The 18,042-nt window shown below is 40.8% G+C and carries 19 protein-coding genes; 7 read left to right on the forward strand and 12 right to left on the reverse strand.

Going from position 1 to position 18,042, the window contains the following annotated elements; genetic code table 11:
* Nucleotides 1-11: 11 nt before the first annotated feature.
* The 8 genes from FFM78_RS02725 to FFM78_RS13955 all read right to left on the reverse strand — a co-directional run bounded on the left by FFM78_RS02725 (nt 12) and on the right by FFM78_RS13955 (nt 5,669).
* Nucleotides 12-272, reverse strand: coding sequence for a hypothetical protein (locus FFM78_RS02725; RefSeq protein ID WP_137636903.1), 261 nt, complete (start codon nt 270-272; stop codon nt 12-14).
* Nucleotides 273-365: 93 nt separating this feature from the next.
* The gene (locus FFM78_RS02730; protein ID WP_137636904.1) at nt 366-749 is read right to left on the reverse strand and encodes a YdcP family protein; all 384 of its coding nucleotides are present in this window, start codon (nt 747-749) and stop codon (nt 366-368) included.
* A 35-nt stretch (nt 750-784) separates the two neighbouring features.
* Nucleotides 785-1,105 carry a DUF961 family protein gene (locus FFM78_RS02735; protein WP_137636905.1) on the reverse strand — a complete coding sequence of 107 codons (321 nt, stop codon included), beginning with the start codon at nt 1,103-1,105 and terminating at the stop codon, nt 785-787.
* A 55-nt stretch (nt 1,106-1,160) separates the two neighbouring features.
* Entirely contained in the window at nt 1,161-1,409 is a 249-nt protein-coding gene (locus FFM78_RS02740) for a hypothetical protein (RefSeq protein WP_137636906.1), read from the reverse strand.
* Nucleotides 1,410-1,449: 40 nt separating this feature from the next.
* Nucleotides 1,450-1,722, reverse strand: coding sequence for a hypothetical protein (locus FFM78_RS02745; RefSeq protein WP_137636907.1), 273 nt, complete (start codon nt 1,720-1,722; stop codon nt 1,450-1,452).
* Nucleotides 1,723-1,750: 28 nt separating this feature from the next.
* A complete protein-coding gene (locus FFM78_RS13945) occupies nt 1,751-3,226 on the reverse strand; it encodes an LPXTG cell wall anchor domain-containing protein (protein ID WP_223876992.1) in 1,476 nt (491 codons plus the stop codon).
* Nucleotides 3,177-4,877: an MSCRAMM family protein gene (locus tag FFM78_RS13950; RefSeq protein ID WP_223876993.1), complete on the reverse strand. Its 1,701-nt coding sequence runs from the start codon at nt 4,875-4,877 to the stop codon at nt 3,177-3,179. Before FFM78_RS13950 ends, FFM78_RS13945 begins: the two co-directional genes overlap by 50 nt.
* Before the next feature lie 150 nt (nt 4,878-5,027).
* The gene (locus FFM78_RS13955; protein WP_223876994.1) at nt 5,028-5,669 is read right to left on the reverse strand and encodes a Cys-Gln thioester bond-forming surface protein; all 642 of its coding nucleotides are present in this window, start codon (nt 5,667-5,669) and stop codon (nt 5,028-5,030) included.
* A gap of 560 nt (nt 5,670-6,229) precedes the next feature.
* Between FFM78_RS13955 and nudC the strand changes: the two genes are divergently transcribed.
* From nudC to FFM78_RS02785, 7 genes are all read left to right on the forward strand, one after another.
* Entirely contained in the window at nt 6,230-7,078 is an 849-nt protein-coding gene (gene nudC, locus FFM78_RS02755; protein ID WP_137636908.1) for an NAD(+) diphosphatase, read from the forward strand.
* A gap of 143 nt (nt 7,079-7,221) precedes the next feature.
* Nucleotides 7,222-8,313: an aspartate-semialdehyde dehydrogenase gene (gene asd, locus FFM78_RS02760; protein WP_137636909.1), complete on the forward strand. Its 1,092-nt coding sequence runs from the start codon at nt 7,222-7,224 to the stop codon at nt 8,311-8,313.
* Nucleotides 8,314-8,441: 128 nt separating this feature from the next.
* Nucleotides 8,442-8,873, forward strand: coding sequence for a MarR family winged helix-turn-helix transcriptional regulator (locus FFM78_RS02765; RefSeq protein WP_137636910.1), 432 nt, complete (start codon nt 8,442-8,444; stop codon nt 8,871-8,873).
* Complete coding sequence (locus FFM78_RS02770; protein ID WP_137636911.1) at nt 8,866-9,570, forward strand: YczE/YyaS/YitT family protein; 705 nt, start codon at nt 8,866-8,868, stop codon at nt 9,568-9,570. Before FFM78_RS02765 ends, FFM78_RS02770 begins: the two co-directional genes overlap by 8 nt.
* A gap of 149 nt (nt 9,571-9,719) precedes the next feature.
* On the forward strand, nt 9,720-11,192 hold the full coding sequence (locus FFM78_RS02775; RefSeq protein WP_137636912.1) for a UbiD family decarboxylase: 1,473 nt from the start codon (nt 9,720-9,722) through the stop codon (nt 11,190-11,192).
* 92 nt (nt 11,193-11,284) lie between these two features.
* Nucleotides 11,285-12,661 carry an SLC13 family permease gene (locus FFM78_RS02780; protein WP_137636913.1) on the forward strand — a complete coding sequence of 459 codons (1,377 nt, stop codon included), beginning with the start codon at nt 11,285-11,287 and terminating at the stop codon, nt 12,659-12,661.
* Nucleotides 12,662-12,889: 228 nt separating this feature from the next.
* Nucleotides 12,890-13,555: a type 1 glutamine amidotransferase gene (locus tag FFM78_RS02785; RefSeq protein WP_137636914.1), complete on the forward strand. Its 666-nt coding sequence runs from the start codon at nt 12,890-12,892 to the stop codon at nt 13,553-13,555.
* A gap of 576 nt (nt 13,556-14,131) precedes the next feature.
* On the opposite strand, the gene FFM78_RS02790 is transcribed toward FFM78_RS02785, so the two are convergent.
* The 4 genes from FFM78_RS02790 to FFM78_RS02805 form a co-directional block, all read right to left on the reverse strand.
* Entirely contained in the window at nt 14,132-15,220 is a 1,089-nt protein-coding gene (locus tag FFM78_RS02790) for a toxic anion resistance protein (RefSeq protein ID WP_137636915.1), read from the reverse strand.
* A 64-nt stretch (nt 15,221-15,284) separates the two neighbouring features.
* Nucleotides 15,285-16,115: a 5-bromo-4-chloroindolyl phosphate hydrolysis family protein gene (locus FFM78_RS02795; RefSeq protein WP_137636916.1), complete on the reverse strand. Its 831-nt coding sequence runs from the start codon at nt 16,113-16,115 to the stop codon at nt 15,285-15,287.
* Nucleotides 16,116-16,150: 35 nt separating this feature from the next.
* On the reverse strand, nt 16,151-16,693 hold the full coding sequence (locus FFM78_RS02800; protein WP_137636917.1) for a hypothetical protein: 543 nt from the start codon (nt 16,691-16,693) through the stop codon (nt 16,151-16,153).
* Nucleotides 16,690-17,799: a hypothetical protein gene (locus tag FFM78_RS02805; RefSeq protein ID WP_137636918.1), complete on the reverse strand. Its 1,110-nt coding sequence runs from the start codon at nt 17,797-17,799 to the stop codon at nt 16,690-16,692. The genes FFM78_RS02800 and FFM78_RS02805 overlap by 4 nt, the downstream gene beginning before the upstream one ends.
* Between the last annotated feature and the right edge of the window lie 243 nt (nt 17,800-18,042).

The raw sequence follows: 18,042 nt of genomic DNA on the forward strand, positions 1-18,042 counted from the left end.
TTTAGGATCAACTAGGCGGCATCAGCTACGCCAATATAAATCATTGTTAGACCTTCTTCGGCCTGCATACTCTTGAAGGTAAATTCTTTAGCAACACCATCTTTAGTCACTTCTGATAGAGCAGTTAAACTAAAACCAGAATCGGGTGATTCAATCGCAATTTCATGAGCTTCTTGGAGCTTTCGCTCGGCTTCATTAACGGAGCTTTCCTTGATGTTCGCTACAAAATCATCCATAAAGCCGATTTCATTAATACAGACAAGTACATTCATAAAAAATCTCCTAACATCTTTTTTGTGGCTACTAAGAAATTCTTAAACCGTCATAAAGACGGCGGGGAGCGTTGGGATGAAAGCCTATGATGATTATTTTTTGTCATTACTATTTTTCTCGGTGGTTACTGGACTAGTTTTGGATTGGCTGTTTTTGACTGGGACAATATCAGTTGCTTTGAGATACCAAGAAACAGTCACACCACGGAAATCTGCATTGGCGACAGTGTCGATCTCAGGATCAACTAGTGCTACTTCTTGGTCATATTCAAAATTCTTAGTCCCGGCTTCGGCTGGAATAGAGACCTGGACCATTTGACCTTGTACCGTACTCTTTAAATCAAAGGTACGTGAGCGAACATTAGTTGTTTGGTTGCCTTCATCGTCTTCGATAAATCGTTCTCGGCGTTGGGCGGAGAATAATAATTTACCGAACGTTTTTGATGTATCTAACTTGATGCCTTCTGGTAATCGCATATAAAGTTCCTTCTTTCTTTGTTTTTGAGGAGTAGCTAAATTTTGATGAAGTCGTCAGCTAAGCAGGTATAATTTACAAATGCTGCTTCGCCAATTCGATAACCAACTGCGGCGATGCGTGGATTAATTAATTGAACCCGATCAAATGGTTCGAGCGTGTCGTTTTTTTCACCGGCCGCCACTGGGATCGTTACTTGAATGTTGTCAGCGCGTTGTACATCGGAATAAAGGTCATAAGTGCGCGAAACAACTTTACGATTGGCACCGGAGCCTTCGCGAGTTTCACTAAAATTACCGGCAAAGGTGAGCTGACCGAAAGTTTCGCGTACTTCGGGAATTACATATTTAAGATCCATAATTGGGTCCTCGCTTTCATTTTTTGAATTTTGGGTAAACTAAAAGCCAGATAATTTAACTATCTGACTTAGAATGTGCATAATATTCGATGACTTGGTTGAGTAAATATTGATATAGATCAGTATTGAGGGGATAAATAAGCCGCTGATTGCGAACTTGGGGAAAGTTTAAGAACAGACGATGGTGTCCTTGAATGAGTTGTACTTGTTTGATGATCAGACTGTGATTCAGAATGATCTCACCTTCAAGCAAAACATTTGGCTTGCCACTGGACGACATTTTAATGGAAGATACGTAAATCATTTGACCTCCTAAATTGTAATAACAGTGATTCTGATACCACTTATTCGAGAAAAACACCGCGATAGCTTAGAAAAAGCTTATGTTCAATGAACCCTGAGCCGAACGTAAAGGACATATTCACGCCTAAAATACATTCATCCTTGGAAATCGGAAAATTGACTGATATTTCTGGCGTAGTCTGAACTTGGTGTTTAATGTTCTTTAGAATTTCTTTTTCAGTGGGTGAGGTCGGAAACATAGGATTAATGAATTTTTTGAAATCATGATGGAATTCGGACAAGTTAAAAATTGGATCAGTCTGTAATTCTGGCATACAATCATCCTTTCATATAGTGAAACGATTAATCGTTCCAAGTATCATCTTCATCATCGTCGTACAAGTCATCACTAGATTTTTTTGAATGATGCATCCACCACACAATTAAGCCAGTAATTAATAGTAGAATCACACCAACAATACTTAATAATTGATTACGTTCTTCACCGGTTTGCGGTAGGCGAAGTATTGGTGTATCAACGGCTTCATCTTTCATTTGTGCTTTGACAATTTCACCATCTTTAGTAATCTCAAAATCAACAGGCGTTTCATTGATCTTATAACCTTTTGGTGCGTCATACTCCACAAACTGATATTTGCCAGCAGGCAGGTTGGCAAAACTGAAAATGCCCTTGTCATTAGTTCGACCTGATACAACTGTTTTGCCATCTTGATCAAGAATCTTGATACCAGTGTTTGGCAAGACTTTACCATCGATGACATCAGTCTTGGTTAATTCACCAGTACCTTTGATTAAACTATTTTGTAGCGTGAAACTAATTGCTGGCGATTCAGAAGTGGACTTAGTCTCGGTTGTTGCTTTTTCAGCTGCTTGTTTTTTATCCTGACTAATTAATTGACCCTTAGCATTGTAGGCAGTGATACCAGCTTTGGTTGAAACGATTTTAGTTAAATCCTTAGTCAAAACAAGATTAGTCGCGGAAGGCGTCTTTTCCCGTAAATAGAAGGTGCCAACCGGTACATTCTTGAAAGCACCAATCGACTTGTCATCAATTGTAGTGGTTTGAATGACTTTCTTATCCTTATCTAGTAATTCAAACACCGCACCTTTGGCGTTACCATCAAAAGTGAACTGATAACCTTTATTTTCAACTAACTTAGCGGTTTCGTTGATTTTCTTAAAGGCAAATTCGTTGAAGTGTAGTTTGTTTAGAATTGGTGCGTCCTTATCATCATTGATCGTGAAATTTTTAGTTGCGGTGTTGTCAATTGTCTTAAATTCAAAATCATAAGTTTGGTCATCAAGCTGATAAGCTTCACCGGCATCTAGTTCTTGTACATAATAACTACCTTCTGGTAATTGAATGTCGGTAAATGTTGCTTTACCATCTTTGACAGTCGCAGTTGCGACTAATGCTTTTGCCGGAACATTGATGTCACCACTGGTGTAGCCAGCTTTACTGAACAGTCCGAAGACTTGACCATTAGCGGCTTTATTTTCAATTGTGGGTTTGTCCTTATCCCAACTCTTGATCTGTTCTGCCTGTTTGTTAACAGTCACGTTCAATTTCTGGAAATCGTTAGTCGCTTTGAGCGAAGTTGAAGTGACCTCAACATTTTGACCAGCGTATTTCAATTCAAAATCAATTGGCTTGTCGTTAAGAATGAAGCCATTTGGTGCGGCGACTTCTTTAACTGAGTATTTACCGAGATAAAGTTGTGGTGTTTTGATTTGCCCATCAGCGTCAGTCGTGGCCGTGGCGACAGTTTCACCCTTTTTTGGCGTGGACGGTACCATCAGCGGTGGTGATATTTTCACGGGCAGTAAATTCAAACTTGGCACCGGTCAGTGGGGTGTAGTCATAGTTAAAACCATATTGTTCACCGTACTTAGTTGACTGTTTAGTCACCTCAACTGGCGTGGCACCAGTCTTATTCAAAGTGACAATGCCTTTTTGCGACTTATCCGTAAATTTGACGGTCACAATACCATCACTATCTTTGCCAGTGATCGAAAATTCAGCTGGGTCTTTGGCAAGAACGTAGCCTAAGGGTGCTTGTGTTTCGACTAATTCATATTGACCATAGGGGAGCGCCTCAGTTGTGGTCAAGTAGCCCTCTTCATTAGTCATAAAAGTATCAGTTGTCCCATCATGATTGAGATTAGGCATGGAAACATATTTACCAGTTTGTAGTGATTTAATTTTAAAGCCAGCGTTGGCACGCGGAATTGTTTTGCCGGATTCGGCGTCAGCTTTGACCACTTTCAATCGTTCTTCCAATACATTATTGACGACTGAATAATGATGGGTCTCGTTTTGTTGATGAATCGTGACTTTAAATGGATCGGCGGTCTTATAGCCTTCTGGTGTTTTTGTTTCCGTCACGGTATAAGTGTCATAGGGTAGATCAGTAAATTTGAGGTAACCTTCTTTATCGGTTGTTCCCGTTGTGACGATTTTATTCGTTGTGTTGCTAGTGACTATAAACTCAACATTAGCCAGTGGATTAGACTTGTTTTCTTTACCAGTTAAATGACTAGAAAGTGCGGTGTGCCAATCATAGTTACCAATTTTGATTAAGTCGAAACCACCGGTAATGACTTGTTCTTTAACGGTTGTTGATACGGTGGCCGTTTTAGCATTTTGACCGGCGTATGCCAGTTTGAATGCATGTTTTTCTGTATCTTTAATGTAGCCAGTTGGTGCTGTTTTTTCGATCCAGTAGTAGTCATCCAACTTTAGATTAGCGACACTCGCTTGATTGTTTTTAATTGTAACGGTATCAATTAGTTCATCATTTGAAGTTCGATACAACTCATAGATAGCACCATTAAGAGAAGCTGCGCCTTGTGGTGTTTGACCAGTTTTAGCATCTTCCTTGATCAAAGTGGCAGTACCGAATTGTTCATCATCGGTCGCTTTAACCGCAGTGGCAGTGACCGCGACATTTTGACCAGCATATTTCAACTCAAAGGGTACTTTCTCGTTGTTAAGGATATAACCGGCTGGGGCCTTTTCTTCAACGGCGTAGTAATTGCCAAGTTTCAGATTTTGTAGCGTGCCTTTGCCGGTGCTATCAGTGGTGATCGTTCCAACTTTTTTACCATCAGTTGAATAAATACCGTACATCGCGCCATTTAATGAATAGTACTTGTTAAACATATTGGTGCCAAATTGACGACCAATCTTCGTTAGATTCACATTACCAAGTTGTTCTTTGTTGCCAAGAACGACTTCGATAGTTTGATTAGGTGCGATCGTGGCCGTCTTGATTTCACCTTTATTGACGTAACCATTGGGTGCCGTTACTTCAGAAACTTTGACTTGGGTACCGGCCTTGATGTCGTTTAAAGCGGCGTAACCATCAGTGCCAGTGGTGACTTCTTTGGTTTGACCATTGTACTCAAATTTGAGTTTCGCACCTGGCAGAGCCTTATTGGTATCCGCGTCAACTTTCTTAGCTTTCAAGTTACCATTGAGATTGACTTTGATATTGAGATCGAAGTTGTTACCATTTGGCAGTTTGAAATAGGCGAGTTTTTGTTGATTGCCTTTGCCATAGAGTAATGAGGTCCCAATGTTAGCTGCTTTAGCTTTAGCAAAGGAAACTTTACCAGATTACTTGGAATTGGCTGTAGCGGTCAAAGTTAATTTATTGCCAGATTTTGTGATGTTCAAATTAGCGGTATTAGCAGTTTGTTCAATGTATGAAGCTAAAGTATCGTTAGTGTCGGTTAAAGTGACTGAATCACCAACGTTTAAGGTAATATTTTGATCATTGAATGACGGCTTAGTATTGAATGTAGTCACTTTTTTCAACACAGCCGCTTTTTTTGCCTGATAATCTGGGTAATTGGTGGTCAATAGTTCACTATTTAGTTCCTCCCAGATCATGATTTGTGCAAGCCCATAATTAGCGTCAGTTGGGTTCTGTTGATAAGCAAAATAGGCTATTGAAGCTAATTTATCTTTTTCTGCTGCTGAATAGTTAGTGGGTGTCCAACCTGAACCAGAATTTTCAATATCGATCCCATGTTCAACACAAAAGGCAACCTGACCATCAACCACCTTTTTGTAAATACCGTTGTCTGTCCAGTGGAGACCATTCAACAGATTTAGCTGCCAAGAGGATATCCAATCGCCTGCTTTAATATTGGTCATGTCGGCCGCAAAAGCACTTGTGATCGGAGTCATAAAAATTGAAGTGAACAAGGTCAGCAAGGCTAACCAGACAGAAACTTTACGGGTTGCTGTTTGCAATGACAGCACCTCCTTAAATATTTGTTGAAGAATTTTAGTGCAAATAAAAAGTAGACCAATTTTGATTTTGGTCTACTGAACAGGAGGTTATGAACGTGTATGTGGAATTGAAACCCGAGTTGATAAGCAGTTGTTGGTTGTGTTTCTACCATTAGAAAGTAGTTGAACGAACAATCGCAATTAATGTTAATGATTCGTGAATTGATTTCTAGGTTTGAAGCCTTACGTTCCTCCGAAGTGTACCCCAATTTGGGGTAAAACGGTTGAAACAATAAGAAAGATCTAGAATTCTGAAATTCATAAACGTTAATTTAACGGGTTTTTTGAACGCTATGTAAACTTATTAACCTACGAGTATTTAAAGCCAGGCTTGAAGAAAGCGCGTAAGGCTTCACAGTTCTCAAAACGTTAATATCGTTTTTCTATCAGCGTTTTACGAAAACACTTATCCTTGGATGAGTGTTTTTTTATTTGACTTTAGTAATGAATCGTCAGTTTAGTTGGCTATTGATGAATTGCGTGCTATAGTACGAACATGTTAACTGAGGAGTGAAGTGAAAATGTTTCAAAATATTCAACCGTATATTTTAGATACACAATATATTCCCAAACCGTTACAAGCCACAGATTATATGATTATTTTAAACGGTGGTAAAATTTTAATGACAACTAAAACTGACGGCATGCAAACGCCAACTTTTAGTGAGTTAAGAAGCAATTATTCTGCTGATTTTAGTCAGCCTAATTATTTACTTTCCATTGAGGGGCACAGTTTCTTTCTATTGGACGTTAAATTAAATGAAAAAGTGGATTTCAGTTATCAAAGTCTAAACGTTTTGCGCAACCTGGTTCCAAAGTGGCTAGCCTTTGCCACTGCCACTGCGGCGCATTTAGCTAACTGGTATTTACAAAATCATTTTTGTGGTCGTTGTGGCCGGCCACTGGTTAAAGGCACTAAGGAACGAAATTTAATTTGTCCAGCTTGTGGTGCGGAAATTTATCCGCGTATTTCGCCAGCAATTATTGTAGGCGTAAAGCGGGCCAATCAATTATTATTGACCAAGTATGCTGCGGGCTACGATCGGTATGCCTTAATTGCAGGCTTTGTTGAAATCGGTGAGACTTTAGAGGATACGATCCGACGTGAAGTTTTTGAAGAAACGGGCCTGGAAGTCAACCATATTCATTATTATCAAAGCCAGCCATGGGCCTTTTCACAATCGATCTTGATGGGCTTTTTTGCCGATGTGAGTGCCGCTGATACTTATACTACTGAAGAATATCATTCTGACGAGGCCGAGCTATCGGTGGCCAAATGGTTTGATCGGGACAAGATTCCCATCGATGATACTACCTTGAGTCTAACTTGGGACATGATCGGCGCTTTTCGTAATGGTGAAATTAAGTAATTATGCGGTGACAAAACAGTGTTGACGGGTCAAGAAAAGGCTTTCTTGATAAAATGTACTAATTATTAAAAAGTTTTCATTGATTTTTCATGTGGTTTGACTATATCATTACTCATGTAATGTAAAAAAGTGAGGTTGAAGATATGAGTGAAAAGTTAAAAGTTGGTGTACTCGGTGCTACTGGAATGGTAGGCCAACGTTATGTTACATTATTAGCCGACCACCCGTGGTTTGAAATCGTGGTTGTCGCCGCTAGTGCACATAGTGCGGGTAAAACGTACGCTGAATCGGTTGCTGGTCGTTGGAAGTTAGAAGAGCCGATCCCTGCTAACGTTAAAGATCTGCCTGTTTTAGATGTAAAAGAAATTGCTAAAATTGCGGCACAGGTTGATTTTGTATTCTCTGCCGTTAGTATGTCTAAAGACGAGATTCGTAAAATTGAAGAAGATTACGCAAAAACGGAAACACCGGTTGTTTCTAACAACAGTGCTCACCGCTGGACACCTGATGTGCCAATGATCGTTCCAGAGATCAATCCTGATCACTCTGAGGTTATTAAGTATCAGCGGCAACGTCTAGGTACTAAGCGCGGTTTTATTGCGGTTAAACCGAATTGTTCGATTCAAAGTTACACGCCGGCTTTATCGGCTTGGCAACAATTTGAGCCCACACAGGTGATCGCAACAACGTACCAGGCGATTTCTGGTGCGGGTAAGACTTTACAAGACGCACCCGAAATTGTTGGTAACGTAATTCCCTATATTCCAGGGGAAGAGGCCAAATCCGAAGATGAACCGCTTAAAATTTGGGGTCATGTTGATGCGGCTAAGAAAGCAATCGTCTCAGCAACCACACCGACGATCACTAGTCAATGTTTGCGGGTTCCGGTTCTATACGGTCATACTGCCGCGGCTTTTGTTAATTTCAAACAAAAGCCAACTAAGGAAGAATTGATCGCGGCTTTAGAGAATTATAGCGGCGAACCACAGAAATTAGGTTTACCCAGTGCACCTCAGCAATTTATCCAATATATGACCGATGATTTTCGGCCCCAAGTTCGTTATGATGTTAATTTCGAACACGGCATGGGTGTTTCAATCGGGCGTTTACGTCCAGATAAGATTTTTGATTGGAAATTTGTTGGTTTATCGCATAATACTTTACGTGGTGCTGCCGGTGGCGCGGTACTATGTGCCGAGTTATTAAAGGCGCAAGGTTATATTACTAAAAAATAACGATTCAATAATTTATTTGATTAAGCAATCTGTTTATTAACAGATTGCTTTTTTGGTTTAGTTGACAAACACTTTAAAAAGAACTTTAATGGATAAGTCCATTAATTTAATGAAATGGGGATGTTTAGGTGGAATTATTTGAATTTAGTAAATATATTGCCGGTGTTTATCGACAATCTAAGCGTGATTTTAAACAAGCGATCGCTGAATTAGATGTTCGGGCGACTCAAAGTGATCTGTTGATGTATATTTATGATCACCCGGCATTAACTCAACAGCAAATTGCGCAAGATGTGACGATGGATCCTAGTTTGTTGGCTCGTGATCTACGTGTTCTTGTGGATAAGGGTTGGGTCCAACGAGCAGTTCATGCGCAAGATCGACGTGCGAAAATGATTACTTTAACGCCGGCAGGCCAACAGTTAGCGCAACAATTAAAGATCATTATGGATCGGTGGTGGTCTAATTTGTTCGAACAACATCCAGAAATTGATGGGGCTGCTTTAGCGCAACAATTAAAATTAGTTCGGCAAGCGTTGGCAGGAGAGCAGCATGAATAATACATGGGGTGTCGGCGGTACAACCAAACATTTTGCCTGCTTGATCTTCGGTATTGCTTTGATGGCAGCTAGTGTGGCGATGGCCAAAATTGCGTTATTAGGGACGTCGCCGATCTCTAGTGTACCGAATGTACTCAGTGAGCTAACACCGCTGACAATTGGCCAATGGACGATCGTCTACATGGTACTGTTAATTATTTTGGAATGGATCGTTTTAGGCCATTATTTTGATTGGCACAATGTGATTCAGATCATACCGTCAGCTTTTTTTGGCGTTATGATCGATACCTTCGTACGTTTGCTGCATTTTTTGACTACGTCTAATTATTTGTTACAGTTGCTATTGACCTTGCTAAGTATTGTTTTGTTGGCTACCGGGGTATTTTTTGAAGTGAACTCGCGAACCTTAATGATGGCCGGGGAAGGGATCACGGCGGCTTTTGCTTTTCGTAAAAAAATGGCCTTTGGCAGAATGAAAGTTCGCGTTGATGTCAGCATGGTGCTTTTAGCGTTACTGCTTAGCTTTGGTTTTGGACGTCAACTGATCGGTGTGCGTGAAGGGACAGTTTTGTCCGCCTTGCTTTCTGGACGAATCGTCGGTTTGATCGAAACGCATTTACCTAAGTTAAAAATTTGGGTCAGTGGTGTTACAGAAGACGGTGAAGTTGTGGCAACATCGGTGAAACAAAGTAAATGAATTTTTATAGACAGAGCAATGCCAGCAGTGGCGCTGCTCTTTTTTTATTATTCCATTTAGGCATAATACCACGCCAAATCTGATTTGAAGCGTACTGCACCGGCTTTTATACTGTATATGTAAACCTGAATGTAGAAAGGACTATAAATATGGCTGATAAATATGATCTAAGAAGTGTTTTGGCTGAATTAAAACAATTACCTGGTCAATACCATGAAACTGATGTTGCGGTTGACCCAGAAGCTGAATTATCCGGCGTTTACCGGTATATTGGTGCTGGTGGTACTGTTCAACGGCCGACACAAGAGGGTCCTGCAATGATGTTCAATAATGTTAAGGGCTTTGCTCAAACAAGAGTATTGATTGGCTTGATGGCTAGTCGTAAACGAGTCGGAGCAATGTTCCATCATGATTACAAGACTTTGGGGCAATTCTTAAATGAATCCGTATCTAATCCAGTTTGGCCACAAATGGTTACCGAAGCAGAGGCACCGGCACATGAGGTGATCCAGCGGGCAACGGATGCTGATTTTGATATTCGTAAATTAGTTGCGGCACCGACCAATACACCGCAAGATGCGGGTCCGTACATTACTGTGGGGGTCGTTTTAGGTTCGAACATGGACAAATCTAAAAGCGATGTGACGATCCACCGGATGGTTTTAGAGGATAAGGATAAAATCGGTATTTACATCATGCCTGGTGGTCGGCATATCGGTGCCTTTGCTGAAGAATATGAAAAGGCTAATAAACCGATGCCGATCACGATCAATATCGGGTTGGATCCAGCCATTACTATTGGGGCTACCTTTGAACCACCGACCACACCATTTGGCTATAACGAACTAGGCGTTGCCGGGGCGATCCGGCAGCAACCTGTCGATTTAGTTCAAGGCGTTACTGTAGACGAAAAGGCCATTGCCCGCTCTGAATACACGTTAGAAGGCTATATTATGCCTAATGAGCGCATTCAGGAAGATATTAATACACATACTGGTAAAGCCATGCCGGAGTTTCCTGGCTACGATGGTGATGCTAATCCAGCGTTACAAGTCATCAAAGTAACGGCAGTGACCCACCGTAAAGATAACCCGATCATGCAGTCAGTGATTGGTCCTAGCGAAGAACACGTTAGTATGGCCGGTATTCCGACTGAAGCCAGTATTTTGCAACTTGTGGACCGCGCGATTCCTGGTAAAGTTTTAAATGTCTACAATCCACCAGCAGGCGGTGGTAAGCTGATGACGATTTTACAGATCCATAAGGAAAATGAGGCCGATGAAGGTATTCAACGACAAGCGGCTTTACTTGCTTTTTCTGCTTTTAAAGAATTGAAAACCGTTATTTTAGTGGATGAAGATGTGGATATTTTTGACATGAATGATGTTATTTGGACGATGAATACACGTTTCCAGGCTGATCAAGATTTAATGGTTTTGCCGGGCATGCGTAACCATCCCTTGGATCCATCGGAACGACCGCAATATGATCCGAAATCAATTCGTTTCCGCGGGATGTCATCTAAATTAGTGATCGATGGCACGGTACCGTTCGATATGAAAACTCAATTTGAACGAGCACAATTTATGGAAGTCAAAGATTGGGGAAAATATCTGAAATAGCTTAATTTAGCCGGAAGTTCGTAGTGAACATTGCGCTGCGGCTTGCGGTTTTATATTGCCAAATTTTGGCAGAATATCGGAGGAATTTTGTTGTGAAGAAACGAATGATCGGCTTTATTAGCGGTATCGTTGTTTTTGTGCTGATTTATTTTTTACCGTTGCAAGGACTATCACATAATGGCCAATTAGATTTAGCCTTAACACTGATGACTGTTGTTTGGTGGGCGCTGCAAATTGCTCAACCTGCCTATGTTGGTGGTGTCTACCTGATGCTACTGATTATTTTAAATGTAGCGACACCTGTACAAGTATTTTCGTCGTCATGGACGGGCTCAATTATGTGGCTTGTCATTGGCGCATACTTGATCGCTGGTGCGGTGCGTGATTCCGGGTTTGGTGAGCGAATTGCTTATTCGTTTATTATCAAATTTGTGCGTTCATGGAACGGCATCATCATTTCAATTTTTGTCTTGACCTTGATTCTAGCTTTATTGATCCCGCATCCATGGCCACGCGCTTTTCTGATCATGTCAGTAATGGGTGTCGTTGCTGAAAGTGCCCATATGCCAAAAGAAGATCGTGCTAAAATTGGTTTGGCGGTTTTCGCAGCAGCTTGTCCGTTATCCGGCGTTTTTCTAACTGGTGATTCAACGTTAAATCCATTGGCAGTGGCTGATTCTGGCGTTAAAACAACGTTTGTCCAGTACTTCTTATATATGGGAGTACCGATGATCATTGCGGCGATCATTACGATGTTGTTGTTTATGTTATTGTTTAAGCCTTCGCAGCCGGTTAACATCGATTTTACCGTTTTACGGGCTAAACAAAAGGCATTAGGTAAATTAACTGAAAAAGAAGTGCGGACGATCATTTGGTTAGCCATTGCCATTGTTCTTTGGCTGACCAGTGGGGTTACCGGTATTGATGTTGGTTGGATCACATTATTAGTGGCGTTATTGATGAGTATGCCGGTGATCGGCGAAGTTTTGACTGCTGAATCCTGGAGTGGCGTCCCCGTGAATGTTCTTGTTTTCCTAACTTCAGCGATTGCAATTGGTGATGTTGGCAGTCAGTCAGGTATGAACCACTGGATCGCCAAAGTTATTTTACCGTCTTCATTACCACATAATATTTTCTTATTGGCTTTGATCATCACTGTGTTTGCTATTTTCATTCACATGTTTATGGGTTCAGTGATCGCGGTTATGGGGGTAACGATTCCAGCCTTGGTTGCGGCAACGGTTCATCTAGGCGTTAGTCCCTTAGCCGTTTCGCTGCTCGTTTTTTCTGTGGTTAATCTACACTATATTTTGCCATTCCATAATTTGGCTATTTTAGTTGGGAACGAGCCGGATACCGGCGGCTATACGCAAAAAGAGGTCATGCGTTTAGGTATTCCACTGACTGGTGTCATGTTTATTGTGGCTTTAGTGATGACTGCATGGTTCCACTTGATGGGTTTAATGTAAAAAATGTTGCTGAATAAAAATCAGCAACATTTTTTATTTTCGTTTTCGCGAGCGGTATCCGTATTTTTGGCGGATAAAAGTTGATCTAGTTTGTTTGTTTCCTGATTATTATTTTCGTTAGAATCAAGCCCTACCTGAAGATAATTATTTTTCCTTTGCCGTGCTGAAAATCAATTGTCAGCGTGGCAACTTTGGCGTAAGCTGAAACTTAAGTTAGGGGATGAAGCGATGCGAATCAATGTTTTACAACATACATCTAATGAAGGCCCTGGTGCGATAAGAATTTGGGCGCACCGGCGGCAGCATCAATTATATATTTATCATCCGGATCAATTTGGTATTTTACCGTCAGCGGCGACAACTGACATGTTAGTTCTACTAGGCGGACCGCAAAGTGTGAACGACAATTTACCATGGATCGCTGCGGAACGGCGGTTGCTTCAACAATTATTGGCCCGTCAGGTTCCGATTTTTGGTGTTTGTTTTGGGGCCCAACAAATTAGTAAGGCCTTAGGTGGTGAAATTAAGTCAGCGGCTACGAAAGAAGTCGGCTGGGCACCAATTTATTTACAAGCTACAATGTTGTCATTACCGGCAAAATTGACGGTGTTGCATTGGCACCAAGAAACATTTACGTTGCCACAAAACGCCCAGCGCTTGTTTGCCAGCCGGCTGTTCGCCAATCAAGGCTTTATTTATCAACAAAACGTGGTAGGCCTGCAATTTCATTTGGAAACTTTAGCCGAAAATGTGCGTGAGATCGTGGTCAACGATGGCCAATATACCGTTGGGTCCGCGCTTAACCAAACACCACAGGCCATACTTGATTTTCCGGTTCCTGCAGAAAATCAGCGCGTTTTGTTCCAGCTATTGGATCGGATCAGTCAGGTTTAATTTATGCTGTTTCTGGCTTGAATTTATTTTTATAGCAAATTTTGTAAATAAAAAGCGCAGTGTGAAAGCTGCAGCTTAATTATTTAATCAAAATAAGTTTATTTGGCAGTCTATGGTCAATTATGCTATAAGCTGATAGCTTTTAGGATCAGTTGTGTTCAGTCGTTGTTAAATACTACTATAGGTGTTGCCGCTTATTTTCCGTGATCAGTGGCTAGTCCTTCGAAAGTGCTTTAGATAAGTTAACCCATTCTTATTGTGCTGTGATCAAAAGTGGTTTAGCCGGGTTATCACTAATCTAATCCTTGCACCAGACCAAAACAGTCAGGTAAGTGATAATCAAGAAAATTATCTAATTGAAGCTTTTATTGGGAAAAGTAATAGTCAGCTCACCGGGTAGACGTGTAATTAATCTTAAGTCAGCAGTATTGCTGGGAATTAGTGGTTCAATTTGAATATGCGTTAATGTTAGTTCTTGAAATGGTTGCTAGTATTGACGTCAGGCTTAAAAAAAGCCGTTCTGTTTTGTCTAATTCGGCTGTAACTGGTAAGTAAAATAATTGTTTTTACATAGACTTACCGTTTATTATCTGGTGTGGCACTTAATTTCGTCTGTAACTCTTGTTCCATTGTTTGTAGATCTTGTTCTAACGCTTGGCGCTTATTATGCCCATCTTGCTGAATTTTTAGTGCCTCTTCAATAGTTTGCAATAAGTTGGCTTGGGTCTCACGTAATGTCGCAATATCGACTACGCCGCGTTGACTGGCTTGTGCGACATCTAAGGTTGACTGCTTTAATAGTGTACTATTTTTCTTTAATAAGTCGTTGGTAGCATCGGCAACCGCATTTTGCGCGGTAACCGCATTTTTTTGATTTAACAAAGTTAACGTGATCATGACTTGATTTTTCCATAATGGGATGGCAGTGGTCAGTGAAGACTGGATCTTTTCTGCCAAAATTGCATTCGTATTTTGGATGAGGCGAATTTGTGGTGCCTGCTGGATCGTAATCTCCCGAGTTAAAAAAAGATCTGCGCTACGTTTGCTCAATCTATCTTGGAGTGCAATTATGTCTTGAATATGTTGTGCCGTCATTTGGTCAGTAGCGGCGCTATTTTTTTGCAGTTTGGTTAATTCTGTTGCCAGTTCAGCACTTTTTAATTGTGCCCCGACGATCAAAACATTTAGTTTTTGGTAGAAATCCATGTTGGCGGCGTACATTTGATCAAGTAGATCGTTATCATCAAGTAGCGTTTGTTCTTGGGTTTCTAATTGGCTTGCTGCGCGCTCAATTTGACTGCTCACTTCTTGGTATTTTGCTGTCATTTCAAAAATTGAGGTACGTAATTTAGTAAAAAAACGTAATAGGCGGGGTGCGGTTAATTTGTCGGGATCGGCTTCATTTAAGCTGTTAACTAGGTTGTGCAGACTGGTGCCAATTTCACCAAGATCTTTACTTTTAACTTGTGCTAAAACGTTATTATTAAGGTTAGATAATTCTTGCTGTGCCGTTTTGCCATAGGTCAGAACTGTATTTTGCCGTTCAACTTGTAAGCTAGCTGCATAAGTAGCGGCCTGTTGTAATTCTTGTGGTGATAGCTTGGCCTTGATCGTGGTAGCGTAATCGGGTGTAAGCAGCGAACTATTTTCTTTAGGTTCTAACATGTTAATCGATTCCTTTCGTAATCAACAAGTAAAATGTTGGCCTTCAATATTGATCGTACCAAAATTAAGATCTCTTGCTGGTTGATGTCGTTAAGTCTTGTTGTAAATGCTGTCGCTCAGTTTCCGTGACTAAAAGATAATCAGCAGCAAATAACTCGTGGAAGGTGGCCAATTTTTCTTTTGTGGCGGCCAACATTGCTTTGTCGGCCGCGGTTTGGACAGAATTATTTGCCATGTTGAGTAATCCGTCCACTAGATTGACGTAGTCAGGTAAATGCTGGTATAAAAAGTCATCAATTTTTAGCATTTGTTGTGGTGCGTTGACTAATTCGCGAAAAAGTTGCTGTATGAGTGCTAAATCGGCATTAAAGTTAGGAATTAGTACTTGAGCCTGTGGTTGCAAATCAGCTAGCAGCTGTACCTGTTGATAGTGCTTACGAACTTGTTTTTTAAAGAAGTTACTTTCTGGGTCACTTAAACCAGCAGCATGTAAGGCGGCATCACTAAAAAATAATTGCCCCTCATCGCTGGCTTGGTTAATTTGCGGGGCATATGTTTTGACTTGCCGTTGCTGAACTAGTTTGATGATCACTTCGCTAAGCCCGCCGAGTAGTAATAGACCAAGCATGCTGAGAATATTAAGCTCGCTATAAATCCGCGCGTCCGCTGTGCCACTAGCAAGAATATTTAATGGAATAGCGACTAGGGTCAGCAATGGCGCGTACAGCAGCCAGGCTCTGCGACCGTTAAAAAATAACTGTAGTATCAAGATGGTCAAAAAATAAAACTGCAAACTATATGCTGGGCTTAAAGTTGCCACGATGGTTAAAATGGCGGTACCAATCGTCAAAAACCAAAGACTGAGACGACGTGGCGCCTGAACGGGATTCGGCATCTGTAATGTGGCCCTCTTTCTTTAATGTAGTGGTACTAATCCGCAGTAACATTGTTTTTTGATGTCACGTGATGCAGCCAGACGTATTGACTGTGTTCGTCATCATCAAATGATAATTTAATTGAATTTACAGGATTGATAACAAAGATAGTATCGAAGTTACGGGTTTGCCCAGGTTTGATTTTAAATTTTGCTTCGGTTGCTTCGGTTAATAATTGTTTAGTAAGTTGGGGATATTTTTTGGTGCTTAATTTGGCATCGCTGGGATAAACGTGATTAGGTCCATTCCAAATTTCAAAATTATAGGCGCGAATGGTATCAGTATATTCTTGTTGGTCGCCACGAATGGCCTGCATGTGAACAATTAAGTAGCGTTCAACTTCTTCATGATCGTCATAAGCAAATTTTGGTAATGGTGTTGACGCAATATCATAGCCTAATACACGGTAGTGAGTACCATTAGCTTTGATCTCGATGGGATTGCCGTTAAAAGTTTGTGTTCGTGCTGCATGTGCTGGACGAACAAGTAATAATAAAAGCAGGCATCCACTCAGAAAATAAATAAGTGCGCGTTTCATTTGATCACCGCCAAGTCTGATTTTTTCATGTGGACCACTAAGTCAGCGTCATTGAAAAAGAAGTCGAATTTGTTTGTTTGTGGTAACTTCAACACAATGTTGAAGGTCAGCGACTCAGATGGCATTTCCGTTAAATCAAAGCCGGCATCCAGGGTATTGATAACTTGCTTTGGTTTATGGTCAATTAAGATTGCAGCATAACTATGACCGACACCGCTATCGTAACTATCTTCATTGTTTTTAGCACGTAAAGACCATTTTTTATAAAGCTCAAAATCGTCGCTACCTATCAATGAATAATCTTGATCATTGGTAGCGGCAACGCGACAATTTAAAATAACAACAGCATGATTGTTCTCACTGGTGGCCCGATAGGCATTGTTGATGGTGACATTCATATTATGAGCATGAATTCTTTTTCCGGGCTGATAATTTACTTGAATATAGCGGGCATTTTCACGAGCCTGCCTTTTTTGACTGACGTGATTGGCTTGTAACGTAATTAGTAGCAGGCTGAGTAAGATAGTACCACCTAAGCCAAACCAGGTGCGTTTTGGTAGGTGAATAATTGGCCGGGCTGGCTGCGGCGAGTATTTCTTATTGATGGCAACTGTTTTTCCCCGCTTGATCGTGTATAGTGCGGCAATAAAAGATTCTAAATCAGTATCCGCAAATAAGCGTCGGGCTAAAACCAGTTTTCCGTCGGGCAGCGGATGTGGTTGACCGTGATGATCAAAGCGCAAGGCGTGTTTAAAGCGAAGGGTCACAACCTTAGGGGCCTCACTAATAGTAAGCCAAGTTAGGGCAACATAAATTTCCTGGGTATTTAGGTGTAGCCAGACCCCAGTTTGTTGTTGGTTGATTGCAGCAATTTGATAATTAGCTTGTGCTAAACTATGATGCACCCAAAAAATGCGAATTAAAACAATGCCCAGCAGAGTCCAGAAAAAAAGAATCGCCAGTAATAATTGTAGGAGATTATAAGCATGTAGCAGGCTAAGGTCAATGATCCAACTGCCAAACAACATACCCAATAGACAAAGCAAGTTCCAGCGAGTTATATAAGCTTTGTAACTGTCTGGTTGATAGGATAAACGCGTATTCATTTAAATGCTCCTCGGCCAATATTTTGTTACTGATTTTTAAATATTAGTTTTCTATTAATGAAATATTACCAAATTAAATGGCGATTGTAAAAAAATACTTAGGCAATTAGCACTTAAATGAGACTGATTTAGCGGTGATCACCGCTTCAGTTTGTTGGTGACAGTTATAACTGATATTAACTTTGGTAAACACGGCAAAAATTTAGAAAGAATAACCTTATTTTTCCAATTATTTGGACTTAA

Origin of the sequence: Loigolactobacillus binensis (genome assembly GCF_005405165.1) — a bacterium.
Lineage (GTDB): Bacteria > Bacillota > Bacilli > Lactobacillales > Lactobacillaceae > Loigolactobacillus > Loigolactobacillus binensis.

What these genes read in the sequence shown, in the direction of transcription:
- FFM78_RS02735 (WP_137636905.1), bottom strand. Translation starts at nt 1,105, where the DNA reads ATGGATCTTAAATATGTAATTCCCGAAGTACGCGAAACTTTCGGTCAG.
- FFM78_RS02730 (WP_137636904.1), bottom strand. Translation starts at nt 749, where the DNA reads ATGCGATTACCAGAAGGCATCAAGTTAGATACATCAAAAACGTTCGGT.
- FFM78_RS02775 (WP_137636912.1), top strand. Translation starts at nt 9,720, where the DNA reads ATGGCTGATAAATATGATCTAAGAAGTGTTTTGGCTGAATTAAAACAA.
- FFM78_RS02725 (WP_137636903.1), bottom strand. Translation starts at nt 272, where the DNA reads ATGAATGTACTTGTCTGTATTAATGAAATCGGCTTTATGGATGATTTT.
- FFM78_RS02790 (WP_137636915.1), bottom strand. Translation starts at nt 15,220, where the DNA reads ATGTTAGAACCTAAAGAAAATAGTTCGCTGCTTACACCCGATTACGCT.
- FFM78_RS02805 (WP_137636918.1), bottom strand. Translation starts at nt 17,799, where the DNA reads ATGAATACGCGTTTATCCTATCAACCAGACAGTTACAAAGCTTATATA.
- FFM78_RS02800 (WP_137636917.1), bottom strand. Translation starts at nt 16,693, where the DNA reads ATGAAACGCGCACTTATTTATTTTCTGAGTGGATGCCTGCTTTTATTA.
- FFM78_RS02770 (WP_137636911.1), top strand. Translation starts at nt 8,866, where the DNA reads ATGAATAATACATGGGGTGTCGGCGGTACAACCAAACATTTTGCCTGC.
- FFM78_RS02740 (WP_137636906.1), bottom strand. Translation starts at nt 1,409, where the DNA reads ATGATTTACGTATCTTCCATTAAAATGTCGTCCAGTGGCAAGCCAAAT.
- FFM78_RS02745 (WP_137636907.1), bottom strand. Translation starts at nt 1,722, where the DNA reads ATGCCAGAATTACAGACTGATCCAATTTTTAACTTGTCCGAATTCCAT.
- asd (WP_137636909.1), top strand. Translation starts at nt 7,222, where the DNA reads ATGAGTGAAAAGTTAAAAGTTGGTGTACTCGGTGCTACTGGAATGGTA.
- nudC (WP_137636908.1), top strand. Translation starts at nt 6,230, where the DNA reads ATGTTTCAAAATATTCAACCGTATATTTTAGATACACAATATATTCCC.
- FFM78_RS02785 (WP_137636914.1), top strand. Translation starts at nt 12,890, where the DNA reads ATGCGAATCAATGTTTTACAACATACATCTAATGAAGGCCCTGGTGCG.
- FFM78_RS02795 (WP_137636916.1), bottom strand. Translation starts at nt 16,115, where the DNA reads ATGCCGAATCCCGTTCAGGCGCCACGTCGTCTCAGTCTTTGGTTTTTG.